Source organism: Nonomuraea phyllanthi (genome assembly GCF_006334985.2).
Taxonomy (GTDB): Bacteria; Actinomycetota; Actinomycetes; order Streptosporangiales; family Streptosporangiaceae; genus Nonomuraea; species Nonomuraea phyllanthi.
Window position 1 is genome coordinate 145,114 of record NZ_VDLX02000019.1, and the last position, 23,049, is coordinate 168,162.

At 71.8% G+C, this 23,049-nt stretch carries 24 protein-coding genes; 3 read left to right on the top strand and 21 right to left on the bottom strand.

The window, feature by feature from the left end:
* The first annotated feature begins 33 nt into the window (after positions 1–33).
* Positions 34–330: a hypothetical protein gene (locus tag FH608_RS39135; RefSeq protein ID WP_139635461.1), complete on the top strand. Its 297-nt coding sequence runs from the start codon at positions 34–36 to the stop codon at positions 328–330.
* Between the two features lie 80 nt (positions 331–410).
* Here FH608_RS39135 and FH608_RS39140 read toward each other — a convergent pair whose 3' ends face one another.
* Entirely contained in the window at positions 411–2,702 is a 2,292-nt protein-coding gene (locus FH608_RS39140) for a polysaccharide lyase 8 family protein (RefSeq protein ID WP_139635462.1), read from the bottom strand.
* Positions 2,703–3,053: 351 nt separating this feature from the next.
* On the opposite strand from FH608_RS39140, the gene FH608_RS39145 reads away from it, so the two are divergent.
* Entirely contained in the window at positions 3,054–4,136 is a 1,083-nt protein-coding gene (locus FH608_RS39145) for a cellulose-binding domain-containing protein (protein WP_226900289.1), read from the top strand.
* Positions 4,137–4,201: 65 nt separating this feature from the next.
* On the opposite strand, the gene FH608_RS39150 is transcribed toward FH608_RS39145, so the two are convergent.
* The 16 genes from FH608_RS39150 to FH608_RS39225 all read right to left on the bottom strand — a co-directional run bounded on the left by FH608_RS39150 (position 4,202) and on the right by FH608_RS39225 (position 17,877).
* Positions 4,202–4,534, bottom strand: a complete 333-nt coding sequence (locus tag FH608_RS39150; protein ID WP_139635464.1) for a cupin domain-containing protein — start codon at positions 4,532–4,534, stop codon at positions 4,202–4,204.
* Positions 4,535–4,651: 117 nt separating this feature from the next.
* On the bottom strand, positions 4,652–5,575 hold the full coding sequence (locus tag FH608_RS39155; RefSeq protein WP_139635465.1) for an oxidoreductase: 924 nt from the start codon (positions 5,573–5,575) through the stop codon (positions 4,652–4,654).
* 162 nt (positions 5,576–5,737) lie between these two features.
* Positions 5,738–6,673 (bottom strand): hypothetical protein, encoded by a 936-nt coding sequence (locus tag FH608_RS39160; RefSeq protein WP_139635466.1) that lies wholly within the window; start codon positions 6,671–6,673, stop codon positions 5,738–5,740.
* A complete protein-coding gene (locus FH608_RS39165) occupies positions 6,670–7,161 on the bottom strand; it encodes a hypothetical protein (protein ID WP_139635467.1) in 492 nt (163 codons plus the stop codon). The genes FH608_RS39160 and FH608_RS39165 overlap by 4 nt, the downstream gene beginning before the upstream one ends.
* 4 nt (positions 7,162–7,165) lie before the next feature.
* Positions 7,166–8,386, bottom strand: a complete 1,221-nt coding sequence (locus FH608_RS39170; protein ID WP_139635468.1) for a macrolide family glycosyltransferase — start codon at positions 8,384–8,386, stop codon at positions 7,166–7,168.
* Complete coding sequence (locus FH608_RS39175) at positions 8,383–9,393, bottom strand: patatin-like phospholipase family protein (protein WP_139635469.1); 1,011 nt, start codon at positions 9,391–9,393, stop codon at positions 8,383–8,385. The genes FH608_RS39170 and FH608_RS39175 overlap by 4 nt, the downstream gene beginning before the upstream one ends.
* A 116-nt stretch (positions 9,394–9,509) precedes the next feature.
* Complete coding sequence (locus FH608_RS39180) at positions 9,510–10,226, bottom strand: sigma factor-like helix-turn-helix DNA-binding protein (protein ID WP_139635536.1); 717 nt, start codon at positions 10,224–10,226, stop codon at positions 9,510–9,512.
* A gap of 289 nt (positions 10,227–10,515) precedes the next feature.
* Positions 10,516–10,842: a cupin domain-containing protein gene (locus FH608_RS39185; protein WP_139635471.1), complete on the bottom strand. Its 327-nt coding sequence runs from the start codon at positions 10,840–10,842 to the stop codon at positions 10,516–10,518.
* Positions 10,839–11,279 carry a cupin domain-containing protein gene (locus FH608_RS39190; RefSeq protein WP_139635472.1) on the bottom strand — a complete coding sequence of 147 codons (441 nt, stop codon included), beginning with the start codon at positions 11,277–11,279 and terminating at the stop codon, positions 10,839–10,841. Before FH608_RS39190 ends, FH608_RS39185 begins: the two co-directional genes overlap by 4 nt.
* A gap of 100 nt (positions 11,280–11,379) precedes the next feature.
* Positions 11,380–11,877: a hypothetical protein gene (locus FH608_RS39195; protein ID WP_139635473.1), complete on the bottom strand. Its 498-nt coding sequence runs from the start codon at positions 11,875–11,877 to the stop codon at positions 11,380–11,382.
* Between the two features lie 100 nt (positions 11,878–11,977).
* Entirely contained in the window at positions 11,978–12,373 is a 396-nt protein-coding gene (locus FH608_RS39200; RefSeq protein ID WP_226900290.1) for a peroxiredoxin family protein, read from the bottom strand.
* Positions 12,374–12,476: 103 nt separating this feature from the next.
* A complete protein-coding gene (gene manD / locus FH608_RS39205; protein WP_139635474.1) occupies positions 12,477–13,706 on the bottom strand; it encodes a D-mannonate dehydratase ManD in 1,230 nt (409 codons plus the stop codon).
* Positions 13,707–13,749: 43 nt separating this feature from the next.
* Positions 13,750–14,898, bottom strand: coding sequence for a galactonate dehydratase (dgoD, locus tag FH608_RS39210; protein WP_139635475.1), 1,149 nt, complete (start codon positions 14,896–14,898; stop codon positions 13,750–13,752).
* A gap of 5 nt (positions 14,899–14,903) precedes the next feature.
* Positions 14,904–15,719 carry a carbohydrate ABC transporter permease gene (locus FH608_RS39215; protein ID WP_139635477.1) on the bottom strand — a complete coding sequence of 272 codons (816 nt, stop codon included), beginning with the start codon at positions 15,717–15,719 and terminating at the stop codon, positions 14,904–14,906.
* Complete coding sequence (locus FH608_RS39220) at positions 15,716–16,624, bottom strand: carbohydrate ABC transporter permease (RefSeq protein ID WP_226900291.1); 909 nt, start codon at positions 16,622–16,624, stop codon at positions 15,716–15,718. The genes FH608_RS39215 and FH608_RS39220 overlap by 4 nt, the downstream gene beginning before the upstream one ends.
* 2 nt (positions 16,625–16,626) lie before the next feature.
* Positions 16,627–17,877, bottom strand: a complete 1,251-nt coding sequence (locus tag FH608_RS39225) for an ABC transporter substrate-binding protein (protein WP_226900292.1) — start codon at positions 17,875–17,877, stop codon at positions 16,627–16,629.
* Positions 17,878–18,049: 172 nt separating this feature from the next.
* On the opposite strand from FH608_RS39225, the gene FH608_RS39230 reads away from it, so the two are divergent.
* Positions 18,050–18,811: a FadR/GntR family transcriptional regulator gene (locus FH608_RS39230; RefSeq protein ID WP_226900293.1), complete on the top strand. Its 762-nt coding sequence runs from the start codon at positions 18,050–18,052 to the stop codon at positions 18,809–18,811.
* A 48-nt stretch (positions 18,812–18,859) separates the two neighbouring features.
* Here FH608_RS39230 and FH608_RS39235 read toward each other — a convergent pair whose 3' ends face one another.
* The 4 genes from FH608_RS39235 to FH608_RS39250 form a co-directional block, all read right to left on the bottom strand.
* Entirely contained in the window at positions 18,860–20,047 is a 1,188-nt protein-coding gene (locus FH608_RS39235) for a sialidase family protein (RefSeq protein ID WP_139635480.1), read from the bottom strand.
* Positions 20,048–20,139: 92 nt separating this feature from the next.
* Positions 20,140–21,009 (bottom strand): dihydrodipicolinate synthase family protein, encoded by an 870-nt coding sequence (locus FH608_RS39240; RefSeq protein WP_139635481.1) that lies wholly within the window; start codon positions 21,007–21,009, stop codon positions 20,140–20,142.
* Positions 21,006–22,541: a tripartite tricarboxylate transporter permease gene (locus FH608_RS39245; RefSeq protein ID WP_139635482.1), complete on the bottom strand. Its 1,536-nt coding sequence runs from the start codon at positions 22,539–22,541 to the stop codon at positions 21,006–21,008. Before FH608_RS39245 ends, FH608_RS39240 begins: the two co-directional genes overlap by 4 nt.
* Positions 22,538–23,035, bottom strand: coding sequence for a tripartite tricarboxylate transporter TctB family protein (locus FH608_RS39250; RefSeq protein WP_193318876.1), 498 nt, complete (start codon positions 23,033–23,035; stop codon positions 22,538–22,540). The genes FH608_RS39245 and FH608_RS39250 overlap by 4 nt, the downstream gene beginning before the upstream one ends.
* Positions 23,036–23,049 lie beyond the last annotated feature (14 nt).

Sequence of the window (23,049 nt, forward strand, 5' to 3'; positions counted from 1 at the left end):
CGCGACGCAGTAAGTTCAATTTCGTCACTCCACGTGAACGCCCTCTGGCTCGCGACAGGGGATCACCGACGACTCTTCCATGACAAGGACACCGGCATGAGCCCACACTCGGGTCGACCCACTCCAGAGACCCTTGCCTGGCACAACACCTCAAGCGAGAAAGCCCTGCTGTCCGTCCGCTCGGCCCTGATCTTCACGATAGCGACCGTGATCGGCGTCGCCGTGGGCGCGCTCGGTCTCTGGGCGGGCTTCTCCGTTCCTGAGCTGATCATCGCTGCCTGCGCCGCATTCGGCTCCGCCGTGGCCTTCCTCAACGCGATCATCGGCTGACGTGCCTCAGCCGCCCCGGTGGCGGTCGCCGTCGGCGCCGCCGGGTGCGTCCTCACACGGTTGATGGAGCCGGTCAGACGTCAGACGGCCACCACCGCGGTGCGGGCGTGCCCGCGGCTGCCGCCGACCTCCACCGTGACCGCGCCCCTGGCCCTGCGCACGCCGCGGTCGCCCTCCTTGACCGACTTCACCGGCCAGGGCAGCGTGATCTTCACCTCGTCGGCGGTCCTGGAGGGGTCGGAGACCGCGAGCCGTACGTGCTCGCGGTCCAGGCGGGCCAGCAGCGTGCACGGGCCGTCGGCGGCGAGCGGGCCGTACACGGTCTCGACGGTCGCCGCGCGCCAGAAGACGGCGGCGAGCAGGTTGTCGCGGGTGATGGCCTGCACAGACGCCGAGTTGGCGAGGATCTCGACCCGCCCTCGGTAGGCCGCGGTCTGCGTGGCGGAGGCGCCGGGCAGCACGGCATAGGCGTAGCGCGCCTTGCGCGGATCGACGCCGTGGTCGATGAGGATCGTCGTGTAGTGCCTCGTGACAGGCGTCGTGTCGCCTCCGGTGGTGGCGCCCTTGTCGATGTCGCGCCAGCGGCCGGTGCGCTCCATGCGGATCGCCTTCGCGTCGGCGCCGTCGAGCAGCGCGTAACCGGCCACGCCGTTCAGGTGGAACCAGCCGTCGCCCTGGGCCAGCGGCGGATGGCGGTCGTGGGTGTTGCGGTTCTCGACGACGGTCTCGATACGGCGGCCGTCGGAGGCGGTGATGCCGGTGCCCAGGGCGATCACCGCGTCGTCGAGCAGGAACCACGCCTTCTTGGCCCGCAGCGAGGAGCCGCCGGCGACCAGCTTCATGGCCGCCACGCCGTACTCGCCGTCGAGCGCCACGCCGCCCGCCCACGGGGTGGGCGGCAGGCGGCGCCTGCCGTGCGCGAGGTCGGCGCGCCTGCGGGTGTCGACCGTCGTGCCCGGCAGGCGGTACGGGTCGATCGTGGGCCACAGGTCGTCGTTCCAGTGGGTGAGATCGCCGGTGTAGAGGTAGGTCATGCCGTCGCCGGTGTACCAGCCGTGCAGGTTCTCCCGGTTCATGGCCTCGGCCGCGCCGATGCGCTCCGAGCTCATCGCGATCGCGTACGCCCAGGTGGGGCGGCGGTGCACGATCCGGTCCATGTCGGCGAAGACGTACGTGCCCGTCGTCCGCGGCCCGACCGGCACCGACGGGTCGTCCAGCAGCGCCCTGGCCCTCGCGACGCTCGGCAGCGGCGCGAGCGTGTCGTAGGGGATGGCCCGGTTGCGGGTGAGCCAGCCCTTCACCAGCGGTTTCCAGCGCCTGGCATAGCGGTCGGGCGCCGTCTCCAGTAGGGTGAGGACGGCCTCGACCGCCTTCTGCCCCGAGTGGTAGTCGCGGTGGCCCTGCACGGAGATCTGCCGGCCGCGTACGCAGTCCATCATCAGCCCGTCGAAGATGAACGGCACGAAGGAGCGCTCCACGATGTGGTAGACGTTCCCGATCCCGTTGATCTCCCACGGCGACCTGGACAGCATGGCGATCAGCTTGGCCACGCTCTCCAGGTAGTCCACGCCGTAGCTGCCGGTGTACGGGTACACGTCGTGCTGGATGAACGACCCGTCACGGTAGAAGCCGTCGCCCGGTCCCGAGGTCGGCCGCAGCAGGTCGGAGACCGCGTCCCTGGCCCGCTTGACCAGGCGCGCCTCGTAGGTGAGCAGCCCGCGCATCGCCACCGCCATGGCCTTGCTCGCCCGGTTGGCGCCGGTCTCGACGACGCCGGGGTGGCTGATGCGCCGCTCAGGGTCGGGGCACCACCGGCGCAGGGGGCGCAGCCAGCGCCGGAGACGGCGCTCGGGCAGGCCGTCGTACAGCAGGGCGCAGGTGTCGGTCAGCGCGCGGGGGACGCCGATCTCCCACCAGAACCAGTTGCTGCCCCGCCGGTCGAGGTCCTCGTGGTAGGCGTGCTCGTACAGGAAGTCCAGCGCCCTGACCGCGGCCTCGGCGACCTCCCTGCTCCGGTGCATGGCGGTGCCCGGGGTGGCCCAGCCGAGCGCCAGCGTGCGCATGCGGTTGTAGGAGCGGTTGAAGTTGCCCGTACGGGGGTCCTTGAGCGGCAGGTCGGGCCACAGGCTGGGGCGGCGAGGGTCGGGCTCCATCTTGCGCAGCACCGCGTTGGCCGAGCCCTCGATCGCCTCCGTCTTGTCGGTGTAGGCGTAGTTGTACGACCCGCCGGCCAGCAGGCTCACCCACCGCTCGCGCGTGGCGTCGAACGCGGCGGCGCCGACGGCGGCCTCGGCCGGGCCGTCCCACAGGGCGAGGCCGGCCACGGCCCCGGCGCCCAGCAGGGCGGACCGCCGGCTGAGGGGGTGGGACATCGCGGCCTTTCCGACAATGGGGTCCGACAATCGGGCGAATACCAGCGGAAAAGATCCTATGTCGAAGGGCGGTGGGCGGCGCACGCCCGCCGGGCGCCCCTGAATGGGAGCTCCAAATGTTAGCGCTACCAAAATATGGGAGCATGCCGGCGATGTGAAGAGTCGTATGTGACGTGCTGTCATGAAACTTTCCTGGATGGCCAGGCATATTCGCACGTCAACAGGTGCTCTTCCCGAGCGCCCTTGACCGCATCGGCGATGGCTCTGCACGATGTCGCTCTGTTAGCGATAACAGAATTGCGCCTCCCGTCCCGAACCACAGTCCCGTTCGAGCCACAACGGAGGAATCACATGCACCAACGACGCTTACGCGCCGGCATCGCCGCCGTCGCCGTGGCCGCGTGCCTGACCGGCATGGCGGTGGTGACCGCGGTCCAGGCGCGCGCCGTCGCCGCCGGCTGCCAGATCGGCTATGCCGTCGCCTCGCAGTGGGCCGGCGGCTTCGGCGCCAACATCACGATCAGGAACCTCGGCGACCCCCTGTCGAGCTGGACACTGCGCTGGACCTTCGGCGCCGGGCAGACGGTCGGCCAGGCATGGAACGCCGACGTGACGCAGAGCGGCAGCACGGTGACCGCGACCAACGCGAGCTGGAACGGCTCCCTGGCGACCGGCGGCAGTACCTCGTTCGGGTTCAACGGCACGTGGAACAACTCCAGCAATCCCGTCCCGACCGGCTTCACGCTCAACGGCGTCGCCTGCACGGGCGGCACGACCGCTTCCCCCACGCCGACCCCGACACCCACACCGACACCCACCCCGACCGTGACACCCACGCCGGGAACCCCGCCGGTGCGGACCGTCCGGGCCTTCTGGCTCAAGCCGTCGGACGTGGCCTACGACCAGCGTTACCCGGACGGCATAGCGAACGTCATGCGGGAGGCGCAGCGCTTCTTCAAGCAGCAGCTGGGCAAGACGTTCACGCTGAACAGCCCGGTCGTCGAGGTGGTCAACGGCGACCAGCCGCGCACCTGGTACGAGAACACGCCGAGATGCGGCGAGAAATACTGGTGGGCGGTCTGCAACATGCAGGAGGAGCTGCGTCGCAAGTTCGGCCTCGGCGCGCCCGACAGCCGCTGGGTCAACGTCGGCGAGGTCAGCGCCGAAGGTGAGGGCGCCGGTGGTGGCGGCGGCAACGGCTGGGTGATCCTCAGCGGCCACGACGCCGACGGCGCCGCCGGCGTCAACGGCCCGATGAACCGCTGGTACGGCGGCATGGTGCACGAGCTGGGACACGCCTTCGGCCTGCCCGACGCCACGTCCACCGATGGGACGTGCATGTCGGCGTCGTTCTACGGCTACCCGAACTGCACCTTCAGCCAGACGCAGAAGGACAGGATCCTCAACGGCCCGTACGGGAGCTTCCTGTCCTGATCAGCCACGGGCGGTGTGACCGGCCTCCCACACCGCCCGGAAACCACGGTGGCCCTGGCGGCGTGTCAGGACGTCTTGGCGACCGTCAGCAGCGCGGCGGCGTCCTCGATCGCTTCGAGGCTGTGCCGGGCGGGCGGCACGATGAGCAGGTCTCCGGCCATCCCTTCCCAGGAGGCGTCGCCGCTGCGCAGCCGCACCCGCCCGCGCAGCACGAGCACCGTGGCCTCGCCGGGGTTCTCGTGCTCGGCGAGCGTGGTGCCCGCGCTCAGCGTGATGAGGGTCTGGCGCAGGACGTGCTCGTGGCCGCCGTAGACGGTTTCGGAGCTGCGGCCGGTCGAGGAGGCCGCCGCGCGCTCGAGGTGCTCGCGGATCTTGGCCTCAAGGGAGTACTTCTGCATGGGACGTACCTACCGTTTCCATATCAAAGAGCGGACGCCGGTGCCGAACCACGACGCCACGCTGTCCCGATAGTCGTTGCCCGCGCCGAGCAGGTTGACGCCCGCGGCGCGGAGGTTCTAGGACGCCGTGCTCCGGTGCAGGTCGTCCAGGACCGCCAGGTCGGCCTCGGTGAGGCGGAGGGCCCCGGCGGCGATGTTGTCCTCGAGGTGGCCGGGGTCGCCGGTGCCGGGGATGGCCAGCACGTGCGGGCCGCGCTGGAGCGACCAGGCCAGGCGCACCTGCGCGGGAGTGGCCTGGTGGGCGCGGGCGATGCCGTCGATCTGCTCCGCCTCCGTGCCCTGGGGGCCCGCTTCGCGGCCCTGGCCGGCGATGGCGAAGAACGGGACGAAGGCGATGCCCTGCTCGCCGCAGAGGTCCAGCATCCGGTCCTGCCGGGCCGGGGCGCCGATGCCGTACGGGTTCTGCACGCAGACCACGGGGGCGATGGCCCGGGCCTCGGCGAGCTGGTCGGGGCCGACGCTGGACAGGCCCAGGTGGCGGATGAGCCCGGCCTGGCGCAGCTCGGCCAGGGCGGCGAAGCGTTCGGCGATCGGGCCCGGCCCGTTGACCCGCAGGTTGACGAGGTCCAGGTGGTCGCGGCCGAGCTGGCGGAGGTTCTCCTCGACCTGGCCGCGCAGCTCCTGTGCCGTGGTGGCCCACGACGCCCAGCGCCCGGACGCGTCCCGCGCCGGTCCGACCTTCGTGGCGATGACCAGGTCGTCGGGGTACGGGGCCAGCGCGGCGTTGATCAGCTCGTTGGCCGACCGCAGCGGCGAGAAGTAGAACGCGGCGGTGTCGACGTGGTTCACCCCGAGCTCCACGGCGCGGCGCAGCACCGCGATCGCCTGGTCGCGGTCGCGCGGGACGGCGTCCGGGACCAGCGCCCGGCCGGTCTGCGGCAGCCGCATCGCCCCGAACCCGATCCGGTTGACCGTCAGGTCCCCGAGCCGCCAGGTGCCCGCAGCCGCAGCCGAGACCGGCTTCGTGATGGTGTTGATCATGCCCTCCACTCGGCTCAGTGCATCGTGATGTCGGTACGGCATCGCCGACCGCCTGACCACAATGCCACGCCGGAATCGCTTGCTGGACCATGCGCGGGGTGTGGTGCGCGCCGAGGACCGGGCCGGGCGGCCCCGGACCGGCGTCTGCCCCTGCCACGACGTTCAGCTGACCGGCGTGCGGGTGGTGGGATCGCCGTGGTGCGCGCGGATGAGCGCGATCACGGTGTCGGCGGTGCGCTGGAGGTAGGTGCGGCCGTCGGGCAGCCGCGTCTCCGGGTTGATGTAGCTACGCCGCCCGACGTGGGTGGCCGTCTCGAGCGGATGCGCGCTGATCTTCCCGGCGCGGGCGGCCCGGTTCCATCCGCTGCGGCTGAACAGCCGCCGGCGCTGCGGGAAGATCCAGGTGCAGATCCGCTCGATCCGGTCGTCGGCGCTGGTGAGCCGGTAGAGGTGCTGGGCGTGGGTGAGATCGTTGGCGCCGTTGTGGAACCCGCCGAGAGTGATCAGTACGAGCGGGGCACGCAACCGGGTGTACAGCTCTTCGACCGCGCCCGTGGCGACCTGGGCGCCACCGCTGTAGCCCAGCAGCACCACGGGGATCCCGCTGTCCGGCTGGTACCCGGCTTTCCGCAGCTGGGCGGCGATCTGGCCGCCCACGGCGCGGTTGTACAGCGGCCGGTACCTGTGGTCGGCGGCCACGAAGATCTGCATGACGTTGTGCAGGAACAGCAGGAGCCCGACGTGGTGGCGGAGCCACTCCCACACGGGCCGCTCGACCAGCGGGTGGGCGAGCGGCGAGTAGGGCTGCACCTGCCCCAGCACCCGCAGCTCCGGCGCCCCGGCGAGCAGGGCCTTGACCAGCTGGCCTCCGTCGCGGGTGTCGCGGAAGCGGCGCTTGCCGATGCCGTCCAGGTAGACGAGGTAGGCGTCGGGAGGGCGGTCGGGGTCGGCGCCCCTGGCGTACGGCATGCCGTGCGGAAGGTCGGTCCTGGGAGACCGCCATCCGGCGGTGTAGACCAGCACCTCGTACCGGGCGAGCAGGGCCTCGGCGAGTAGGACCGGACCGAGCACCAGGACGAGAAGCGAGAACTCGGTCATGCGACCAGCTCCTGGTGCCCGGTGGGACTGAGCTTCACGACCAGGCGGCGGACGCCGTCCACGGTGGCGGCGAGCCCGATCGCGGCGACGGCCACGCAGCCCGCGGCGGCCCACCAGCCCAGCCCCGTCGCCGCGGCCAGCGGGGAGACCAGGCCGGCCCCGACCCCCACGAGGAGCAGCAGGTGCAGCAGCGGACCGAGCAGCGGGAACGCGATGAGGGCGGCGAGCAGCAGCGGCGCGACGAGGCCGGCCGTCCAGGTCAACGTGGCGCCGGGGGCCAGGGGAGCCGGCAGCATCAGCTCCGCCAGGGTCGTCGCGGCCAGCGGCCAGAGCGCGAAGACGGCGCTCTCGACCACGGCGCCGGTCAGCAGGAGCAGGATCGCGCTGGCGTGCGACACGCCGGGCCGGCGTGCCACCAGGGGCAGGAGCCGCCCGGCGGACTCGGACAGGCCGGCGAGCAGCAGCAGGGCGAAGACGACGGGTGACATGGGCTCATCGCTCCCGTGGGTCCGCGGGCGCCGCCGGGCGGGCCCGGCCGCCGCCGCGCAGGTGGCGTTCGAGCTCGTCGGCGGCGCGCAGGTAGCCGCCGGCCTCGCGCTGGGCGGCCCGCAGGATGGCCGCCGCGTCGCGGAAGCGCGGCTCGTCGAGCAGGCGCCGGGCGAGGGCGTTCACGGCCTGCGGGGTGGCGTCCTCGGTGCTGATCGACAGGCCGGCGCCCAGCTCGACGACCCGACGGGCCACGAGCGGCTGGTCGGCGCCCTGCGGGACCACGAGCATGGGGACCCCGGCGTACATGGACTCGTTGACGCTGTTCATCCCGCCGTGGGTGACGAACAGCGCGGCGCGGGCCAGCACCTCCGGTTGCGGGACGAACGGGCGGGCGAGCACGTTGGCCGGCAGCGGACGCAGCGCGGCGGGGTCGGTCTGCCCGGTGGAGAGGACCACGGTGCCGCCCAGCGGCGCGAGCGCGGCGGCGAAGGTGCGCAGCAGCCGCGGGTGGTCGTTGAAGACCGTGCCGAGCGAGGCGTACAGCACCGGGTCGCGCAGGCTGCCGGCCGGGAACGACGGGTCGGCGGGACGGGCGCCGACGCTCGGGCCGACGAACCGGTAGGACGGGCCGAAGCCGGCGGCGCCGGGCTGGAACGCGCGCGAGGTGAAGACCAGGTTGAGCGGCTGGCGCACGTTCCCCAGGTCGAGCAGCGGCAGCCCGCGGGTGTCGTAGCGCCGGTGCAGCTCCCGCCGCGCCCGGACGTAGCTCCGCGCCGTGCGGGGCCGGGCCGCCGCCGCGGCCAGGAGCTGCCACGAGACGCGGGTGGGGCTGGGCGTGTGGCGGTTGAACGCGAACGTGGTGAAGGCGGACGCCGCCGGCACCCCGAGCTCGCGCGCGGCGACCGCGCCCCAGGGGCACATGGAGCCGTGGACCACCAGGTCGGGCCGGATGCGGCGCAGGTCGGCGAGCACGGTGGGCAGCAGGCCGAGGGCGGCGTTCGCGAGTCCGTCCAGCAGCGTGAACGGCGTCGGCGGGTCGGGGAGCGACGGGTCGCCCCCGGGGTAGCGGCAGACGGTCGCGCCGGCGGCCTCGATCTCCGCCGCGAACGCGGGCGAGGTGTGGTAGGTGACGGTGTGGCCGCGGCGGGCCAGCTCGGCGACGACCGGGAGCGTCGGGTTGATGTGCCCGTGCATGCCGATGTTGAGGAACGCGACGGTGCTCACGTGAGCGCTCCCGACACGGAGGCGGCACGCGCCCTGCGGGGGGCGGCCGAGATCGCCGGAGGACCGTCGGCCCGGTACAGGCCTGGCCCGCTGACGCGCAGTCCGTCGAGGAAGGCTCCCGCCGTGTGGAACGCGGTGTTGATCAGCCGCCGGGAGTGGCCGAAGTCCCACGGGGCGGGCCAGGTCTCGATGCCGGTCGGCAGGACGACGGTCGGGATCTGTTCGGACACCTCGTGCAGGTCGCGCTCGATCTGGTGCTGCAGCAGCAGCACGCCTGCTCTGGCGGCGACCGCGCCGGCCCGCAGGGGCGTGACGGCCGGGTTCAGCCGCCTGCTCTCCGGCCCGATCGACATCACCACCACGCTGGCCGCCCCCGCGAGCCGCGCCGCCCGTACCGGGACGTAGGCGATCACGCCGCCGTCGACCAGCGTCCGGCCCTCCCGGTCCACCGGGGGCAGGACGCCGGGGATGGCCGCGCTGGCCAGCAGCGCCGTCTCGAGGTCCCCGTGGTCGAGCAGCGCCTCGGCGCCGTCGGCGAGGTCCGTGGCCACCGCCGTGAAGGGGATCTCCAGCTGCTCGATCCGCGACGGCAGTGCGGCCTGCGCGATCAGCCTGCGCAGGCCCCGGTCGGTGAAGATGCTGGCCCGCGAGGGCAGGTAGCCGAGCGGGAACACCTCGCGGCGGCGCAGGCGGGTCCACACGCCGTCCAGCCAGGCCGCGGCCTTGCCGGGGTGGGCGGCCGCGATCGCGCCGTTGAGGGCGCCGACCGAGGTTCCGACGATCAGGTCGGGGACGAATCCGCGCTGCTCCAGCGCGTACCCGACGCCGACGTGCGCGGCGCCGAGCACGCCGCCGCCCCCTACCGCCATCGCCACCGGACGGGGAAGGTCGTGCAGGCCGTCCAGCTGCGGACCCCCGGTCGGTCGGCCGGGTGACGCGGGACAGGACTCCTCGCTGGGGTCGCTGAGAGCCGAGGAGGCCCGTTTCCGGCGATGTGCGTCTGTCATGGCTCACCTCTCGCCACGGCAAATCGGTCGGTTCGTAGCTAAGACCGGACAGTCACTCCGTCCGTGACAGGCACGCGCCCCTTGTGTGAGGGAGGTCACTGAGGGCCCTGGGCCGATCAGGAGGCGAGGCCGTGTCCGGACGCCGGCTTAAGGCTCCGGCTGAAGTGGCCGCGCCGGTGCCCCACGGCCGTCCGGCCGTGCGTGGCGACGTCGGCGGCCAGCAGGTCCTCCAGTTCTGCGAGGTCGCCGGTCTGCGCGGCGGCGAGGAAGGCGCGTACGAGGCGCCGGTGCGCGGTGGAGCTCACCGGGCAGCTCCGCGCGGTGGCGAGGTGGTCGCGGGCGCGCCGCACGAGCTGCCGCGCGTGGTCCTCGCCCAGGTGGAGGATCTCGGAGATCCGGCGGTACGGGTAGTCGAAGGCCGTGCGCAGCACGTAGACCGCGCGCTCAGCGGGGGTCAGCCTCTCCAGCAGCAGCAGGATCGCGCCGTCGACCGCGTCGTGCCGTTCGGCCGACGTCTCGGGCCCGATGGAGGGGTCCGTCGTCTCGGGGAGCCAGGGCCCGGCGGTGGTCTCGCGGCGCCTGCGGGCGGACTGGGCGACGTTGAGCGCGAGCCTGCTGGCGGTCAGCGCGAGGAACGCGGGCGGGTTGATGACGACCGAGCGGTCGGTGCGGGCCCATCGCAGCCACGTCTCCTGCACCACGTCCTCGGCCTCGCCCACGTCCTCCAGGACGCGCAGCCCGATCGAGAAGAGGCGCGGCGCGGCGCGCACGAACGCCGAAGCGGCTCCATCCGGCTGTTCCCCGTGGTCTCTGTACGACTTCAGAAGGCTCATGGTCACGATCTCGACTCCGTTCGCGCGCGGCATCCGGCGATGTCGCTGCGAACACGGTCGCCTCCCAGGTGCCTCGGTCGCGCCCTGGGGAGAGCGTGGTCCTCACCCCCTGGCCCCGGGGCCCCGTGGGCCCTGGCCCGTGGCCTCCGGTCCCTGGCCCCGTGGCCCGTGGCCCGTGGCCGACGGCGGTGACCCGTGGCCCGTGGCGCTGGACGACGGCGGTGACCCGTGGCACCGGCCCGGCACGACAGAAGGCGGGAACCGGCCGGGTTCCCGCCTTCTCCGTCCCTCAGCGTGCGGTGGTGAACAGGAACGCGCTGTCCTGCACGGCCTCCACGCGGTGGCGGCGTTCGGGCATGACCAGCAGGTCGCCCGGCAGCCCGTCCCACGAGTGCGGCCCGGCGACCAGCCGTACCCGCCCGTGCAGCACGTGCACCGTGACCTCGCCGGGGTGCTCGTGCTCGTGCATGTGCTCGCCCTTGCGCAGCGCCATCACGGTCTGCCGCAGCGAGCGGTCGTGCCCGCCGTGGACCGTGGTGGCGCTCCGGCCGCTGTCCGCCTCGCGGGCGAACGTGAGCAGGCCCCGGACGAGGGCGGTCAGCGAGACCTTCGTCATGATTGCGGCGCGCGGCGGTCCCGCCGGGCCTCCAACTCCTCCGGGCTGACCGGGATCAACATGGGCTGGCCGGGCGCGCAGAACATCGTCACCACGAATACCGACTCCTCGTCGGACAGGTGGTTGCCGTCCTGGTAGTGGATCACGTCCCCACCCGGCTCCCAGAACGCCTCACCGGCCCGGACGACCCGCACGGGGTCGCCTTCCAGCTCGAAGTTGATGGCTCCCTTGACCACGTACCCGTACGCGGGGCCGGAGTGCCGGTGCGGCGGCGCGCCGGGGCTGTTCGGCGGCAACGTGACGAGGATCGTCATCGCCTCGGCGCCCTCCGGCGCGGGCGGCGCCCCGGCGACGGTGGCGACCACGTCGATCTTCGGCGGCGGGCCGCTCTTGTCGGGGTTGTCGAGCTGGTGGGCGTGAGCGTGATCGGTGCTCATCAGGTTTCCTCCGTGAGACGGTGGCTGGCTGGATCCGGCCGTACACCAGCTCAGACAAGGCAGCACCCTGATGTGTGACAACGGGACAAAAGGGATGAAATCACAGCGCCAGTACGGCCATGAAAGCCATGCTGGCCGCCATCCCGGCCGCGCACGCGTCCTGGCCGAGCGACCCCGGCCCGTCCGCGTTCCTCCCGGGCAGGACGCGGACGAGCCGGACGCACGTCCAGGCCAGCCCGATGGCCAGGGCCACCGGCGCCAGCGACCCGCCGCCGTGCGCGTGCCCGGACGGAGTGCCCGTGAAAGGCGCGGCCCCGCCGAACGCCGTCAGCACCAGGAGCATGGACATGACCACGAAGTCCTGGATGTGGTGCCCCGTCTCCGCGCGGCGGGACGGCGAGCCGCAGAGCCAGCCGGCGGTGAACAGCGCGAGCACCGCGGCGGAGAGGAACCAGCCACCCAGGTGCCCGGCCGCCATGCCGAGCGCCATGACGACGTGCGGCCACCTCCTGGCCGAACGGGCGGACGGCAGCAGGGCGGGGGCGAGGGCCAGCCCGCAGCCGACCGACACCCCCGCCGCGTGCAGGAACGCCGGCATCAGGCGGCCTCCACCGGCTGCTCCGGGCCCGTGGCCGCGGCCGGGTCGCCGGAGGGGCTCACGCGGGAATCCATGACGCGCTCCTTGCCGTTGTCGCTCGTTACCTCCTCCGACAGGACAGCTCGGGGGATTGTGACAGGAGCGGAAGGATCCTCCCGCGGATCACGCGCGGGCGCGGAGGCCCCGGACGGCCGCGGCGATGCCCTTCCTGTCGTAGCCGCCGGTGGGCAGGGTGGCGCCGTGAGCGTGGCGGACGACGCCCCGGGCGTCGACGAGGATGCTGCCTGGCCGCGACGAACACCTGGACGCCGTCGTCCTCGTACGCGGTGCGCTCCCGGACGAGGTCCTGGACGTGCCCGTCGCAGACCGGGCACGAGGTCGAGCGCATGAAATAGATCAGCACGGCCTGCCGGCCCCGGTGGTCGGACAGCCGCACGGCCCTGCCGTCGGTGTCCTCCAGCACGATGTCGGGTGCGGGCGATCCGGTTTCGAGCATGGCGAAACCTTCCCTAGAACCCATGCCCGTCTCCTGTCCCGGTGTGGCCGTCACCTCATAAGAGGCCCTCGCACCGCGAAAGGATTCACCGTCCGGCGCGTGCTCACCAGTCGTGGACGGTGCCGTCCTTGAGCCGGTTGAACGGCAGGTACGCCGGTTGGTACGGGAACAGCCCGGCGGCCTCCTCGTCGAGCTCCACGCCGAGGCCCGGCGACTCGCCCGGGTGCAGGTAGCCGTCGGTGAAGGTGAACGACTGCCGGAACACGTCGTTGGTCACCGCGCCGTGCTGCATGTACTCCTGGATGCCGAAGTTGTGGATCGCGAGGTCCAGGTGCAGGGCGGCGGCCATGCCGACCGGCGAGATGTCGGTCGGGCCGTGGATGCCGGACTTGATCTGGTACTGGGCGGCGTAGTCGAGCAGCTTCCGCATGGCCGTGATCCCCCCGGTGTGGGTGACGGCGGAGCGGACGTAGTCGATGAGCTGCTCGCGGATCAGCGTCTGGTAGTCCCACACGGTGTTGAAGACCTCGCCGATGGCCAGCGGGGTGGTGGTGTGGCGGCGGACCAGGCGCAGCGCCTCCTGGTTCTCCGCCGGCGTGCAGTCCTCCAGCCAGAACAGGTCGTACGGTTCGAGGGCCTTGCCGAGCTTGGCGGCCTGGATGGGGGTCATCCGGTGGTGCCCGTCGTGCAGCAGCGGCAGCTCGGGGCCGAACTCGTTGCGTACCGCCTCGAAGACTCCGGGCAGGTGGCGCAGGTAGGCGCGGGTGTCCCAGTCCTCCTCGGCGGGCAGCGGGGTGCGCTGGGCCGGCTCGTAGTCGTAGCGCTTGCCGCCCGCGCTGGGCTGGGCGGCCACGCCGTACACGGCGTTGATGCCCGGCACGGAGGTCTGCACCCGGATCGACCGGTAGCCCAGCTCCAGGTGCCGGCGGATCGAGTCGAACAGCTCGGGCAGGTCACGGCCCGAGGCGTGCCCGTACGCCATGATCCCGTTCCTGGAGGCCCCGCCGAGCAGCTGGTAGAGCGGCATCCCGGCGGCCTTGGCCTTGATGTCCCACAGCGCCACGTCCACGGCCGCGATGGCGGCCATGGTGACGGGCCCGCGCCGCCAGTAGGCGGAGCGGTAGAGGAACTGCCAGGTGTCCTCGATGCGATGCGGGTCGCGCCCGATCAGCAGGGGGACGACGTGGTCGGCCAGGTACGACGCGACCGACAGCTCCCGCCCGTTGAGGGTGCCGTCGCCCAGCCCGGTGATCCCGTCGTCCGTCGTGATCTTGAGGGTGACGAAGTTGCGGTCGGGACTGGTGACGATGACGTCCGCTGCGATGATCTTCACGCGGGTGCCTTTCTCACATGGGCCGTGCGGTGGAAGGTTGTGGTCACCATTCGGCGTACGAACCGTCCCGGTGCCGCCAGATCGGGCCGCGCCAGGCGTGCCCCTTCCTGTCGGCGGCGCGGACCGCCGGATCGTCGACCTCGATGCCCAGGCCGGGCGCGGTGAGCCGCTCGACGTGCCCGTCCACGAACGCCAGCGGGGCCTTGTCGACGCAGTAGTCGAGCACGTCGGCGCCACGGTTGTAGTGGATGCCGAGGCTCTGCTCCTGGATCAGGTAGTTGGGCGTGGCGAAGCCGACCTGCAGGCAGGCCGCGAGGGCGATCGGGCCCAGCGGGCAGTGCGGGGCGAGCTGCACGTCGTACACCTCGGCGAGCGCGGCGATCTTGCGTACCTCGGTGATGCCGCCGGCGTGCGAGAGGTCCGGCTGGGCGACCGCGATGCCGGCCTGGAGGACGGGCAGGAACTCCTGCCTGCTGTAGAGTCGCTCCCCGGTCGAGACCGGGATGGTGGTCGAGCGGACGAACTCGCCGATGAGGTGCGAGTTCTCCGGGACGACCGGCTCCTCCAGGAACATCGGCCGGTACGGCTCCAGCAGCGGCGCCACCCGGCGGGCACTGGCCAGGGTGAAGCGCCCGTGGAAGTCGACGGCGACGTCGCGCTCGTCGCCGAGCACCTCGCGGGCGGCGGCCACCCGGGCGACCACGCCGTCCAGCTCGGCGACCGACGCCGCCGGGCTCATCCGGCCGGAGGCGTTCATCTTCACCGCGGTGAGCCCCGCCTCGACCTGGGCGGCGACGTGGTCGCGGACCTCGCCGGGCTCGTCGCCGCCGACCCAGCCGTACACCCGGATCCGGTCGCGGACCGGGCCGCCGAGCAGCTGGTGCACCGGCGCGCCGAAGTGCTTGCCGGCGATGTCCCAGAGGGCCTGGTCGAGGCCCGCCACGGCACTGGCCAGGATGGGGCCGCCCCGGTAGAACGAGCCTTTGGTCAGCACCTGCCAGTGGTCCTCGATGCGCAGCGCGTCCCGGCCGACGAGCAGCTCCGCGAGCTGGCTCACGGCGGTGCGCACGGTCTCGGAGCGGCCCTCGCAGGTGGCCTCGCCCCAGCCGACGATCCCGGACTCGGTCTCCACCCGGACGAAGAGCCAGCGGGGGGCGACGAGGAAGGTCTCGACGCGCGCGATGGTCGTCATGCCGCTCAGCCCTTCGTCGCGCCGGCCGTGAGACCGGAGACCACGTACTTCTGCACGAACAGGGCGATCACCATGATCGGCAGGGTGACCACGGTGGCCGCGGCCATCAGGCCGCCCCAGTCGATGCTGGCGTAGCCGACGAAGTCGAAGATCGCCACGGGCAGGGTCTTGGTGTCCGCGTCGGAGAGCACCAGCGCGAACATGAAGTTGTTCCAGGAGAAGATGAAGGACAGGATGCCGGCGGTGGCGACGCCCGGCAGCGACAGCGGCAGCGTGATGCGCCGGAACGCGCCGACGTGGGTCAGCCCGTCGACCAGCGCCGCCTCCTCCAGCTCCGTGGGCAGGCTGTCGAAGTAGCCCATCATGATGTAGACCACCAGCGGCAGCGCCACGAACATGTGGCTGATGATCAGCACCCCGAAGCCGCCGACCATCCTCAGGTTGGAGAAGACGTAGTACCACGGCACCAGCAGCGAGACGCCGGGGATGACCCGGGCCATCAGCACCACCAGCGCGGACTTCTTCATGTTGAACCGGCTCATCGAGTACGCCGCGGGCAGGCCGAGGACCAGCGAGGCCACGGTGGCGGCGAACGCGACCCAGAGGCTGTTGACGATGAACTCGACGTAGTTGGCCTGCTTGAGCACCTTGGCGTAGTTGTCCAGGGTGGGGGAGAAGGACAGCGCCTTGCTCGGGTCGTAGATGTCGACGTTGGTCTTGAACGACGCGGCGACCATCCAGACCAGCGGCGCCAGCAGAACGAGCACCACCACGGTGAGCGCCACCACCCGGAACACCTGGTACGAGGCCCGGGGCTTCATCGCTGCGCCTCCTTGCGCCGGGCGGTCAGGGCCCACATGGCCCCGATGATGATGAGGAAGAAGAGGATGAGGACGGTGGAGGAGACGCCGTAGTCGTTGTAGTCGAAGCTGAGGCCGTAGGCGTACACGTTCAGCGTCTCCACCTCGTGGAACGAGCCGCCGCCGCGGCCTTTCGTGGCGTACAGGATGTCGAAGGTCTTCAGCGCGTCGATGCCGCGCAGCAGGATCGCCACGGTCAGCGTGGGCATCAGCAGCGGCAGCGTGACGTGCCGGAAGCGCTGCCAGGTGGTCGCGCCGTCGATGCGCGCCGCCTCCTGCGGCTCGTCCGACAGCGAGGTGAGCCCGGCGAGCAGGATCAGCACCACCATCGGCGTCCACTGCCACACGTCGATGAAGATCGTGGTGGGCAGGGCCGAGTGCTGGCCGGCGAGCCACGGCTGCGGGCCGATGCCGAACCAGCCGAGCACCCGGTTGGCCATGCCGATGTTCGGGTCGAAGATGAGCCGCCACATCATGCCGACCGCCACCGGGGTGGCGACGAGCGGCAGCAGGATGGCGACCCGGACCCACCTCTGACCTTTGAACGGCCGCCAGAGCAGCAGGGCGATCGCCATCCCGAGGCCCACCTCGAACAGCAGCGCGACGACGGTGAACGCGGCGGTCCGCCCGACGGCGGGCCAGAACCTGGCGGTGTCCGTGAGGACGTCGAGGTAGTTCTGGAGGCCGACGAAGTCGCTCTCCGCCCGGACGGATCCCTCCGCGTCGGTCAGGCTGAGGTAGAGGGTCCAGGCCAGCGGGAACACGAGCAGCGCGGCGACGAAGATCATCGCGGGAGCGGCGAAGAGCCACTTGCGATGGTCGTCGACCCAGCGCAGCCAGCCGGGGGTCTCGGGGGCGTCGGCCACTGCTACTTGGCCTCGTCGTCCAGGAACGTCTGGAACGCGGCGTTGGCCGTGTCGGCGGCCGCGGCGGCGTCCTTGCCGGTGATCGCGTCCACGATCGGCTGGCCGACGATCTCGCGGGACTCGGCGACCTTCACGACCAGCGGCCGGTCATGCCCGACGCCCGTCTTCTCGCTGGCCGCGATGGCCTTCACCAGGTCCTCGGGGAAGGTCGAGGTGCCCTCCGGGTTCGCCCAGACGGAGCTGCGGGCTCCGGGCACGCCGGACTTCTGCTGGGCGAGCGTCTGCTCCTTGCTGGTGGCCCACTCGATGAACTTCCAGGCGTTGTCAGTGTTCTCGGAGGCGGCGTTGATGCCCAGCGCCCACGACGGGATGCTGTACGGCTTCGAGCCGGCCGGGCCCGCCGGGAACGGCGCGAAGCCCACCGTGTCCGAGACCTTGGACTTGGCCGGGTCGGTGGCGTTCTTGTAGAGCGAGTTCGCCTCGGTGTAGAAGGCGGCCTTGCCCTGGGTGAAGATGGCCATCGCCTCGGGCCAGCTCATGTCGGTGCTGACGTTCGCGGGGCCGGAGTCCTTGATCAGTCCGCCGTAGTAGGCGTACGCCTGCTTGGCCGCCTCGCTGTTGAGCGCGGACTTGCCGCCGCCGTCCACGAAGTCGCCGCCGAAGCTGTAGAGGAAGCTGGAGAACTGGGTGACCGCCGCGGACTTGCCGGTACGGGCGACGAAGCCGGCGACGCTCGGGTCGGCCGCCTTGATCTTGGCGGCGGCGGCCTTGAGCTCGTCGAGGGTCTTCGGCGGGCTCTCCAGCCCGGCCTTGGCGAGCAGGTCCTTGCGGTAGTAGAGGACCTCCTGCTCGGTGATGATCGGCACACCGACCGGCTTGCCCTCGTACGTGGTGGCCTCCACCGGACCGGCCTGGAAGTCGCTGAAGTCCCAGTCCTTGCCGGACTTCACCTGGGCCGACAGGTCGGCCAGGTACTTGTTCTTGGCGAAGAGCTTCCCCTCCTGCAGGGGGCGGTACATCATCACGTCGATGTCGGCGGAGCCGGCGTTCAGCTTGACGTTGTACTGGTCGGAGAGCTGGTCCTCGCCGAGCTGGGTGATCTCGACCTTGAGCCCGGTCTGCTTCTCGAACTCGGGCAGGGCCTTCTTGATGTTGTCGGTCCACACATGGTTGGCCAGGGTGACCCGGACCGTCTTGGACGCGCCGTCGTCGCCGCCACCGCCACAGGCGGACAGGCTCATGGCGACAACCACGGCCAGAGATGTACCGAGAATCGATCGACGTCGCACGTCATCTCGCCTTTCTGTCATGGCCGCCGCCTCCACGAGAGCGCCACACTCACGTAACGTCGGCTTAATGCCGGGATGCTAGGACAAAAAAGATGACTTATTCAAGAGTCGTCTTCTAACTGATATGCTTTATCGCGTGAACCAGTCCTCCCCAGGGGGCGCACGCACCCAGCACGCCCCTGCCGAGGCCGGGTTGCACGCACGTGTCCTCCACCACCTCGGCACCGCCATCTGCAGCGGCGACGTGGCCACCGGTTCCGTCCTGAGCATCGAGGACCTCGTCGACCGCTACCAGGTCTCCCGCTCCGTGATCCGCGAGGTGCTGCGGGTGCTGGCGTCCATGGGTCTCGTCGAGACCCGGCGGCGAGTCGGGATCATGATCCAGAGCGCCGAGGCGTGGAGCGTCTTCGATCCGCAGGTGATCCGCTGGCGGCTCGCCTCGGAGGGGCGGATGGCGCAGATGCGCTCCATCACCGAGTTGCGGACCGCGATCGAGCCGCACGCCGCCTGGCTGGCGGCCGAGCGGATCGACGACGACGACGCGAGCGAGTTAGTGGGGCTCGCGGCCAAGATGTGGGCCGCCGGGAAGGCCGGTGACGAGGCGCGCTTCCTCCACCTCGACATCGACTTCCACCGGCGGGTGCTGGCCGCCTCCGGCAACGAGATGTTCGCGAACCTGCACCAGATCGTCGCCGAGGTGCTCGCCGGCCGCCACCACTACCACCTGATGCCCCACTACCCGGACGAGCAGGCGTTGCGGCTGCACACCGACGTGGCCCAGGCGGTCCAGCGGCGCGACGGCGAGCGCGCCAGGCAGGCCATGGTGGAGATCATGGAGCAGGGGTTCGCCGAGATGAAGTCCATGTGGGAGCGCACCGCCGAGCCCGGCGGCGCGTGACCCGCGCGGAGCCGGATCTGGCGCCACGGGCGCCAGATCCGGCCGGGCTCAGCGCGACCTGTTCCGGTACGCGCAGGCGGACGGGTGCCCGAGCCGCCCGTTCCGGTACTCGACGGGCACGGGCCGGGCGTCGGACGGCAGGTCGGCGCCGGCCCGGACGAACTGCTCGTTGAAGACGAGGTGCCGCATCGACTCGCGACGGTGCGTGTAGCCGAGATGGATCATGCCGTCGTCGGTCTGCAGCAGGTAGGGGTAGGAGAACTCGGCGCCGGGCTCGGACTCGACGTCGACGGAGCTCGACCAGGTCCTGCCCTGGTCGGTGGAGAGGGCCAGGCGCAGCGTGTCCCGGCCGTCGGTGATGGGGTTGAAGGCGAGGACGAGGGCGCCGTCGCGGAGCTTGAGCAGGGCCACCCTGGCGTTGTTGTTCGGCAGCCCGGTCGGCTCGGCCGCCGACCAGGTGCGGCCGTAGTCGAACGATTCGGTCCGGTAGATCTCCTGGTCGCGGGTGCGCAGGTAGGCCAGCAGGTGCCCCGGTTCGAGTTCGACGGTGGCCGGCTGGATCGCGCCGTTCGGAGAGCGCGGCCAGTCCGCGTCGTCGCCGGACGGGTGAGGGACCCACGTGGAGTAGTCGTCGCCGGGGATGTACCAGCCGGACGCCCACCGCGCCTCGCTGTAGATGGGGACGAGCACCTCGCCGTTGGACATGCGGAACGGCCTGGTGCCGAACAGCCAGCCGAACTCCTGGCGGATCTGCTCCGGCTCGGACCAGGTCCTGCCGCTGTCCCGCGACCGGATCAGGCGCAGGTCCGCCTCGGTCCACCCGTCGCCGCGGATGGTGGAGAAGAACAGGTAGGTGCTGCGGCCGTCGGCCCACAGCACGGCGTTGCCGTCGGGCTGGCCTGGCTCGTCGAAGATGACGCGCGGCTCGGTCCAGGTCCTCGCCCCGACGGGTAGCCGGCTCATGTACGTCGCGACGTCGTCCGCGCCCTCCTCCGTGCCGGCGTAGAAGGAGTAGAGCAGGTCACCGTTGGGCGCCTTCTCGAGCGAGGCGACGTGCACGCCGGGATAGTCGGGGTCCTGCGGATGGATGTCCTGGCGGCACGCGTAGGCGCGGGCCCGCTCGTCGTGGCCGGACGGTTCGGCTGCTCCGGCGGTGGTTGCTGTCAGGGGCAGCGCCAGCACGGCGGCGAGGCCGGGAGCGAGCGCTCGGCGCAGCATGGTCAGGTGCGCGGACATGAGGTCTCCTTCGGACAGGGGAGTGTCGGTCGGTGACGGGGATGGGTCATGTCGCGGGACGGGCAGGGGGATCGGCCGGCGAGTTGGAGCGGTCAGGGCGTCCCGAGCTCGACCACCTGCTCGACCAGCCGGACGAGACGGGACCGGACGGCGGGGTCGACCTCCCGGGCGGCCATCCGGCTGGCTCCTCCGGGCAGCCCGCGCAGCCGCAGCGCGAGCTTGAGGTGCGCGATGTTCGGGCCCACCGCGGCGCCGGCCTCGTCGGCCACCTTCTGGAGGGCGTCGCGCGCGGCCGTGTCGCCGCCGGCGACGGCGCGGGCCAGGCTGCCGAAAACTTCCGGGAAGGCGACGGACAGACCGGACACGACGCCGGTGCCGCCCTGCTCCGCCACCGCTGCGAGCCGCACGTCGTTGCCCGAGTAGACCTCGTACCCCTCCGAGGCCAGGGCGACGTGCGCGGCCACCTCGCCGGAGGCGCCGCCGGAGAGCTTCACGCCGGCCAGGCCCGGCACCGCGGCCAGTTGCTCCGGCGAGACGTCGGTGTTGGTGAGATCGGGATAGAGGTAGGCGTAGAGCGCGGCGCCGCCCGCCGCGTCGCGGATCCGCGCGAAATAGCCGCGTACGACGTCCGGCCCGGCCGCCAGGAAGTACGGCGTGATGGCCGCGAGCCGGGTCGCTCCGGCGGAGACGGCGGCGGCGGCCAGCCGGGCGGCCTGGAACGCGCTGGGCGCGCCGACGTGCGCGATCACCCGGTCCGGCCCCGCCTCCTCCAGCGCGATCTCCGTCAAGGTCAGCCGCTCGGCGTCGTCCAGCGCCGGGAACTCCCCGGTGGTGCCGCCGATGAGCAGGCCGTCGACGGTGCGGTTGACGGCACGGAACAGCTCCCTGGCGGCCTCCGGGTCGAGGTCGCCCGTGGGGCGGAACGGGGTGGGCAGCGCGGCGATCACCGTCGGCGTCGTCATGAGGGCGGTCCTTCCGGCGGGTTCGGGGATGGCAGGCTGCCTTCGGGCGTCCGGCCGGCGGCCCGGGACGCGCGCGTGCGGCGACGGAGCAACGGCCAGGCCAGCGCGAGCACGCTGAGCACCAGCAGGGCGGCCGCGATCGGATTGGTGAAGATCTCGCCGGGTCCGCCGATCACCAGTGTCCGCCGCAGGTTGGCCTCGGCCAGCGGGCCGAGCAGCAGCCCCAGCACCAGCGGGCCCGCGGGGAACCCGTACCGCCGCATCGCCAGCCCGACGAGCCCGGCGATCAGCATCACCAGGACGTCGCCCGGGTTGTTGTTGATCGAGTACGTGCCGACGGCGCAGCAGATCAGGATCGTGCTCCACAGGTAGTGGCGCGGAAGGTCCAGCAGGCGTACGACCCCGCGCAGCCGCAGCAGGCTGAGGAGGAACGCCAGCGCCGTCGCGAGCAGCAGGATCCCCGACACCGTGGTGATCAGGTCGGGATGGTCGCGGAAGAGCGTCGGGCCCGGCGTCAGGCCCCAGATGATCATCGATCCGAGCAGGACGGCGCTCACCGAGTCGCCGGGCAGCCCGAGCGCGAACGACGTGATGAGGGCGCCGCCCACCTGCGCGTTGTTCGCGGTGTCCGCGGCCGCGAGCCCTTCCAGCGATCCCTTGCCGAACTCCTCCGGTCGCCGGGACGAGCGCCTGGCCTGCGTCCATGACACCAGCCCCGCGATGTCGCCGCCGGCGGCGGGCATGACCCCGACGACCACGCCGACGCCGCTGCCGATGGCGATCGGCTTGCGGATCCTGCGCCGCTCCTCCCGGGTGGGCGTCCAGCGGCCCATCTGGGTGATGACGGTGCTCTCACCCTTGCGGTGGGTCAGCATCTGCTCGAAGACCTCGGCGATGCCGAACAGGCCGATGATCACGGCGATGAAGGGCAGGCCGGAGGTGAGCAGCTCCACCCCGAACGTCAGCCGCGGGTCACCGGTGATCGGGTCGAGCCCCACGACGCCGAGCAGCAGGCCGGCCAGGCCGGCGAACAGGCCCTTGACCAGCTGCCCCTCCGCGACGGTGACCATCATGGTGAGGCCGAAGACCACCAGCGCGAACATCTCGGCCGGGCCGAACTGCAGTGCCACGCTCGCCAGCGGGTTCGCCGCGACGATGAACAGGATGATCCCGGCCAGCCCGCCCACCAGCGAGCCGACCGCGGAGACGGTCAGCGCGAGCCCGGCCTTGCCCTGCCGGGCCAGCGGGAAGCCGTCGAACGTGGAGGCGATCGAGGCCGGGGTGCCCGGCGTGTTGATCAGGATCGCGGGCACCCGGTCGCCGAAGCTGGCGGCAACGTAGATGGGCAGCAGCACCGCGAGCCCCTGCACCGGCTCCAGGGTCAGCGTGAACCCGCTGGCCAGGGCCACGGCCATGGTGACGCTGATACCGGGAAACGTCCCGACCAGCATCCCGAGGACGGTGCCGAGGACCAGCCCGCCGATCACGCCCGGTTCGGTGAGAGCGCCCAGCCCGTCCAGCACCGCGTTCACAGCGGCACCTCCAGCAGGTAACCGAACAGCAGCCACAACAGGGCGGTGAGCCCGATCGGATAGGCGACCAGCGGCCGCCAGCCCCGCCCGCCGCCGATCGCGGCCAGCGCCGCCAGCAGCAGGGGAGTGCAGACCCGGAAGTCGAGCAGGTGCCAGGCGGCGCCGTAGACGACGAAGGCGGCCAGCGCGGTCAGCACCTTGGCGGGACCACCGGCGGCCACTTCCTCCACGGCGTCCGCTCCGGCGCTCGCGCCCGCCGCGTCGGCCTGCCGCCGGCGGGCGGCCTCCGAGACGGCTCGCGCCAGCATCACCAGCGCGAGCACCCCCATGCAGGCGGCGAGGACGGTGGGCCAGGCGGCCGGCCCGATGTCATGGCTGCGCACCGCCGGCTCGATGGCCCGCGACGACAGGAGGGCGGCCGCGGCCAGGACGAGCGCCCCGGACGCGATCAGCGTCTCCCGTACGGGCACCGCGCCCGCCTTCGATCCCTTCATCGTCATCACGCTCC

Excerpts from the sequence above, each read along its gene's own strand:
- FH608_RS39140 (WP_139635462.1), bottom strand. The coding sequence starts at position 2,702 with ATGTCCCACCCCCTCAGCCGGCGGTCCGCCCTGCTGGGCGCCGGGGCC.
- FH608_RS39145 (WP_226900289.1), top strand. The coding sequence starts at position 3,054 with ATGCACCAACGACGCTTACGCGCCGGCATCGCCGCCGTCGCCGTGGCC.
- FH608_RS39150 (WP_139635464.1), bottom strand. The coding sequence starts at position 4,534 with ATGCAGAAGTACTCCCTTGAGGCCAAGATCCGCGAGCACCTCGAGCGC.
- FH608_RS39155 (WP_139635465.1), bottom strand. The coding sequence starts at position 5,575 with ATGATCAACACCATCACGAAGCCGGTCTCGGCTGCGGCTGCGGGCACC.
- FH608_RS39160 (WP_139635466.1), bottom strand. The coding sequence starts at position 6,673 with ATGACCGAGTTCTCGCTTCTCGTCCTGGTGCTCGGTCCGGTCCTACTC.
- FH608_RS39165 (WP_139635467.1), bottom strand. The coding sequence starts at position 7,161 with ATGTCACCCGTCGTCTTCGCCCTGCTGCTGCTCGCCGGCCTGTCCGAG.
- FH608_RS39175 (WP_139635469.1), bottom strand. The coding sequence starts at position 9,393 with ATGACAGACGCACATCGCCGGAAACGGGCCTCCTCGGCTCTCAGCGAC.
- FH608_RS39180 (WP_139635536.1), bottom strand. The coding sequence starts at position 10,226 with ATGAGCCTTCTGAAGTCGTACAGAGACCACGGGGAACAGCCGGATGGA.
- FH608_RS39185 (WP_139635471.1), bottom strand. The coding sequence starts at position 10,842 with ATGACGAAGGTCTCGCTGACCGCCCTCGTCCGGGGCCTGCTCACGTTC.
- FH608_RS39190 (WP_139635472.1), bottom strand. The coding sequence starts at position 11,279 with ATGAGCACCGATCACGCTCACGCCCACCAGCTCGACAACCCCGACAAG.
- FH608_RS39195 (WP_139635473.1), bottom strand. The coding sequence starts at position 11,877 with ATGCCGGCGTTCCTGCACGCGGCGGGGGTGTCGGTCGGCTGCGGGCTG.
- FH608_RS39200 (WP_226900290.1), bottom strand. The coding sequence starts at position 12,373 with ATGCTCGAAACCGGATCGCCCGCACCCGACATCGTGCTGGAGGACACC.
- dgoD (WP_139635475.1), bottom strand. The coding sequence starts at position 14,898 with ATGACGACCATCGCGCGCGTCGAGACCTTCCTCGTCGCCCCCCGCTGG.
- FH608_RS39215 (WP_139635477.1), bottom strand. The coding sequence starts at position 15,719 with ATGAAGCCCCGGGCCTCGTACCAGGTGTTCCGGGTGGTGGCGCTCACC.
- FH608_RS39235 (WP_139635480.1), bottom strand. The coding sequence starts at position 20,047 with ATGTCCGCGCACCTGACCATGCTGCGCCGAGCGCTCGCTCCCGGCCTC.
- FH608_RS39240 (WP_139635481.1), bottom strand. The coding sequence starts at position 21,009 with ATGACGACGCCGACGGTGATCGCCGCGCTGCCCACCCCGTTCCGCCCC.
- FH608_RS39250 (WP_193318876.1), bottom strand. The coding sequence starts at position 23,035 with ATGAAGGGATCGAAGGCGGGCGCGGTGCCCGTACGGGAGACGCTGATC.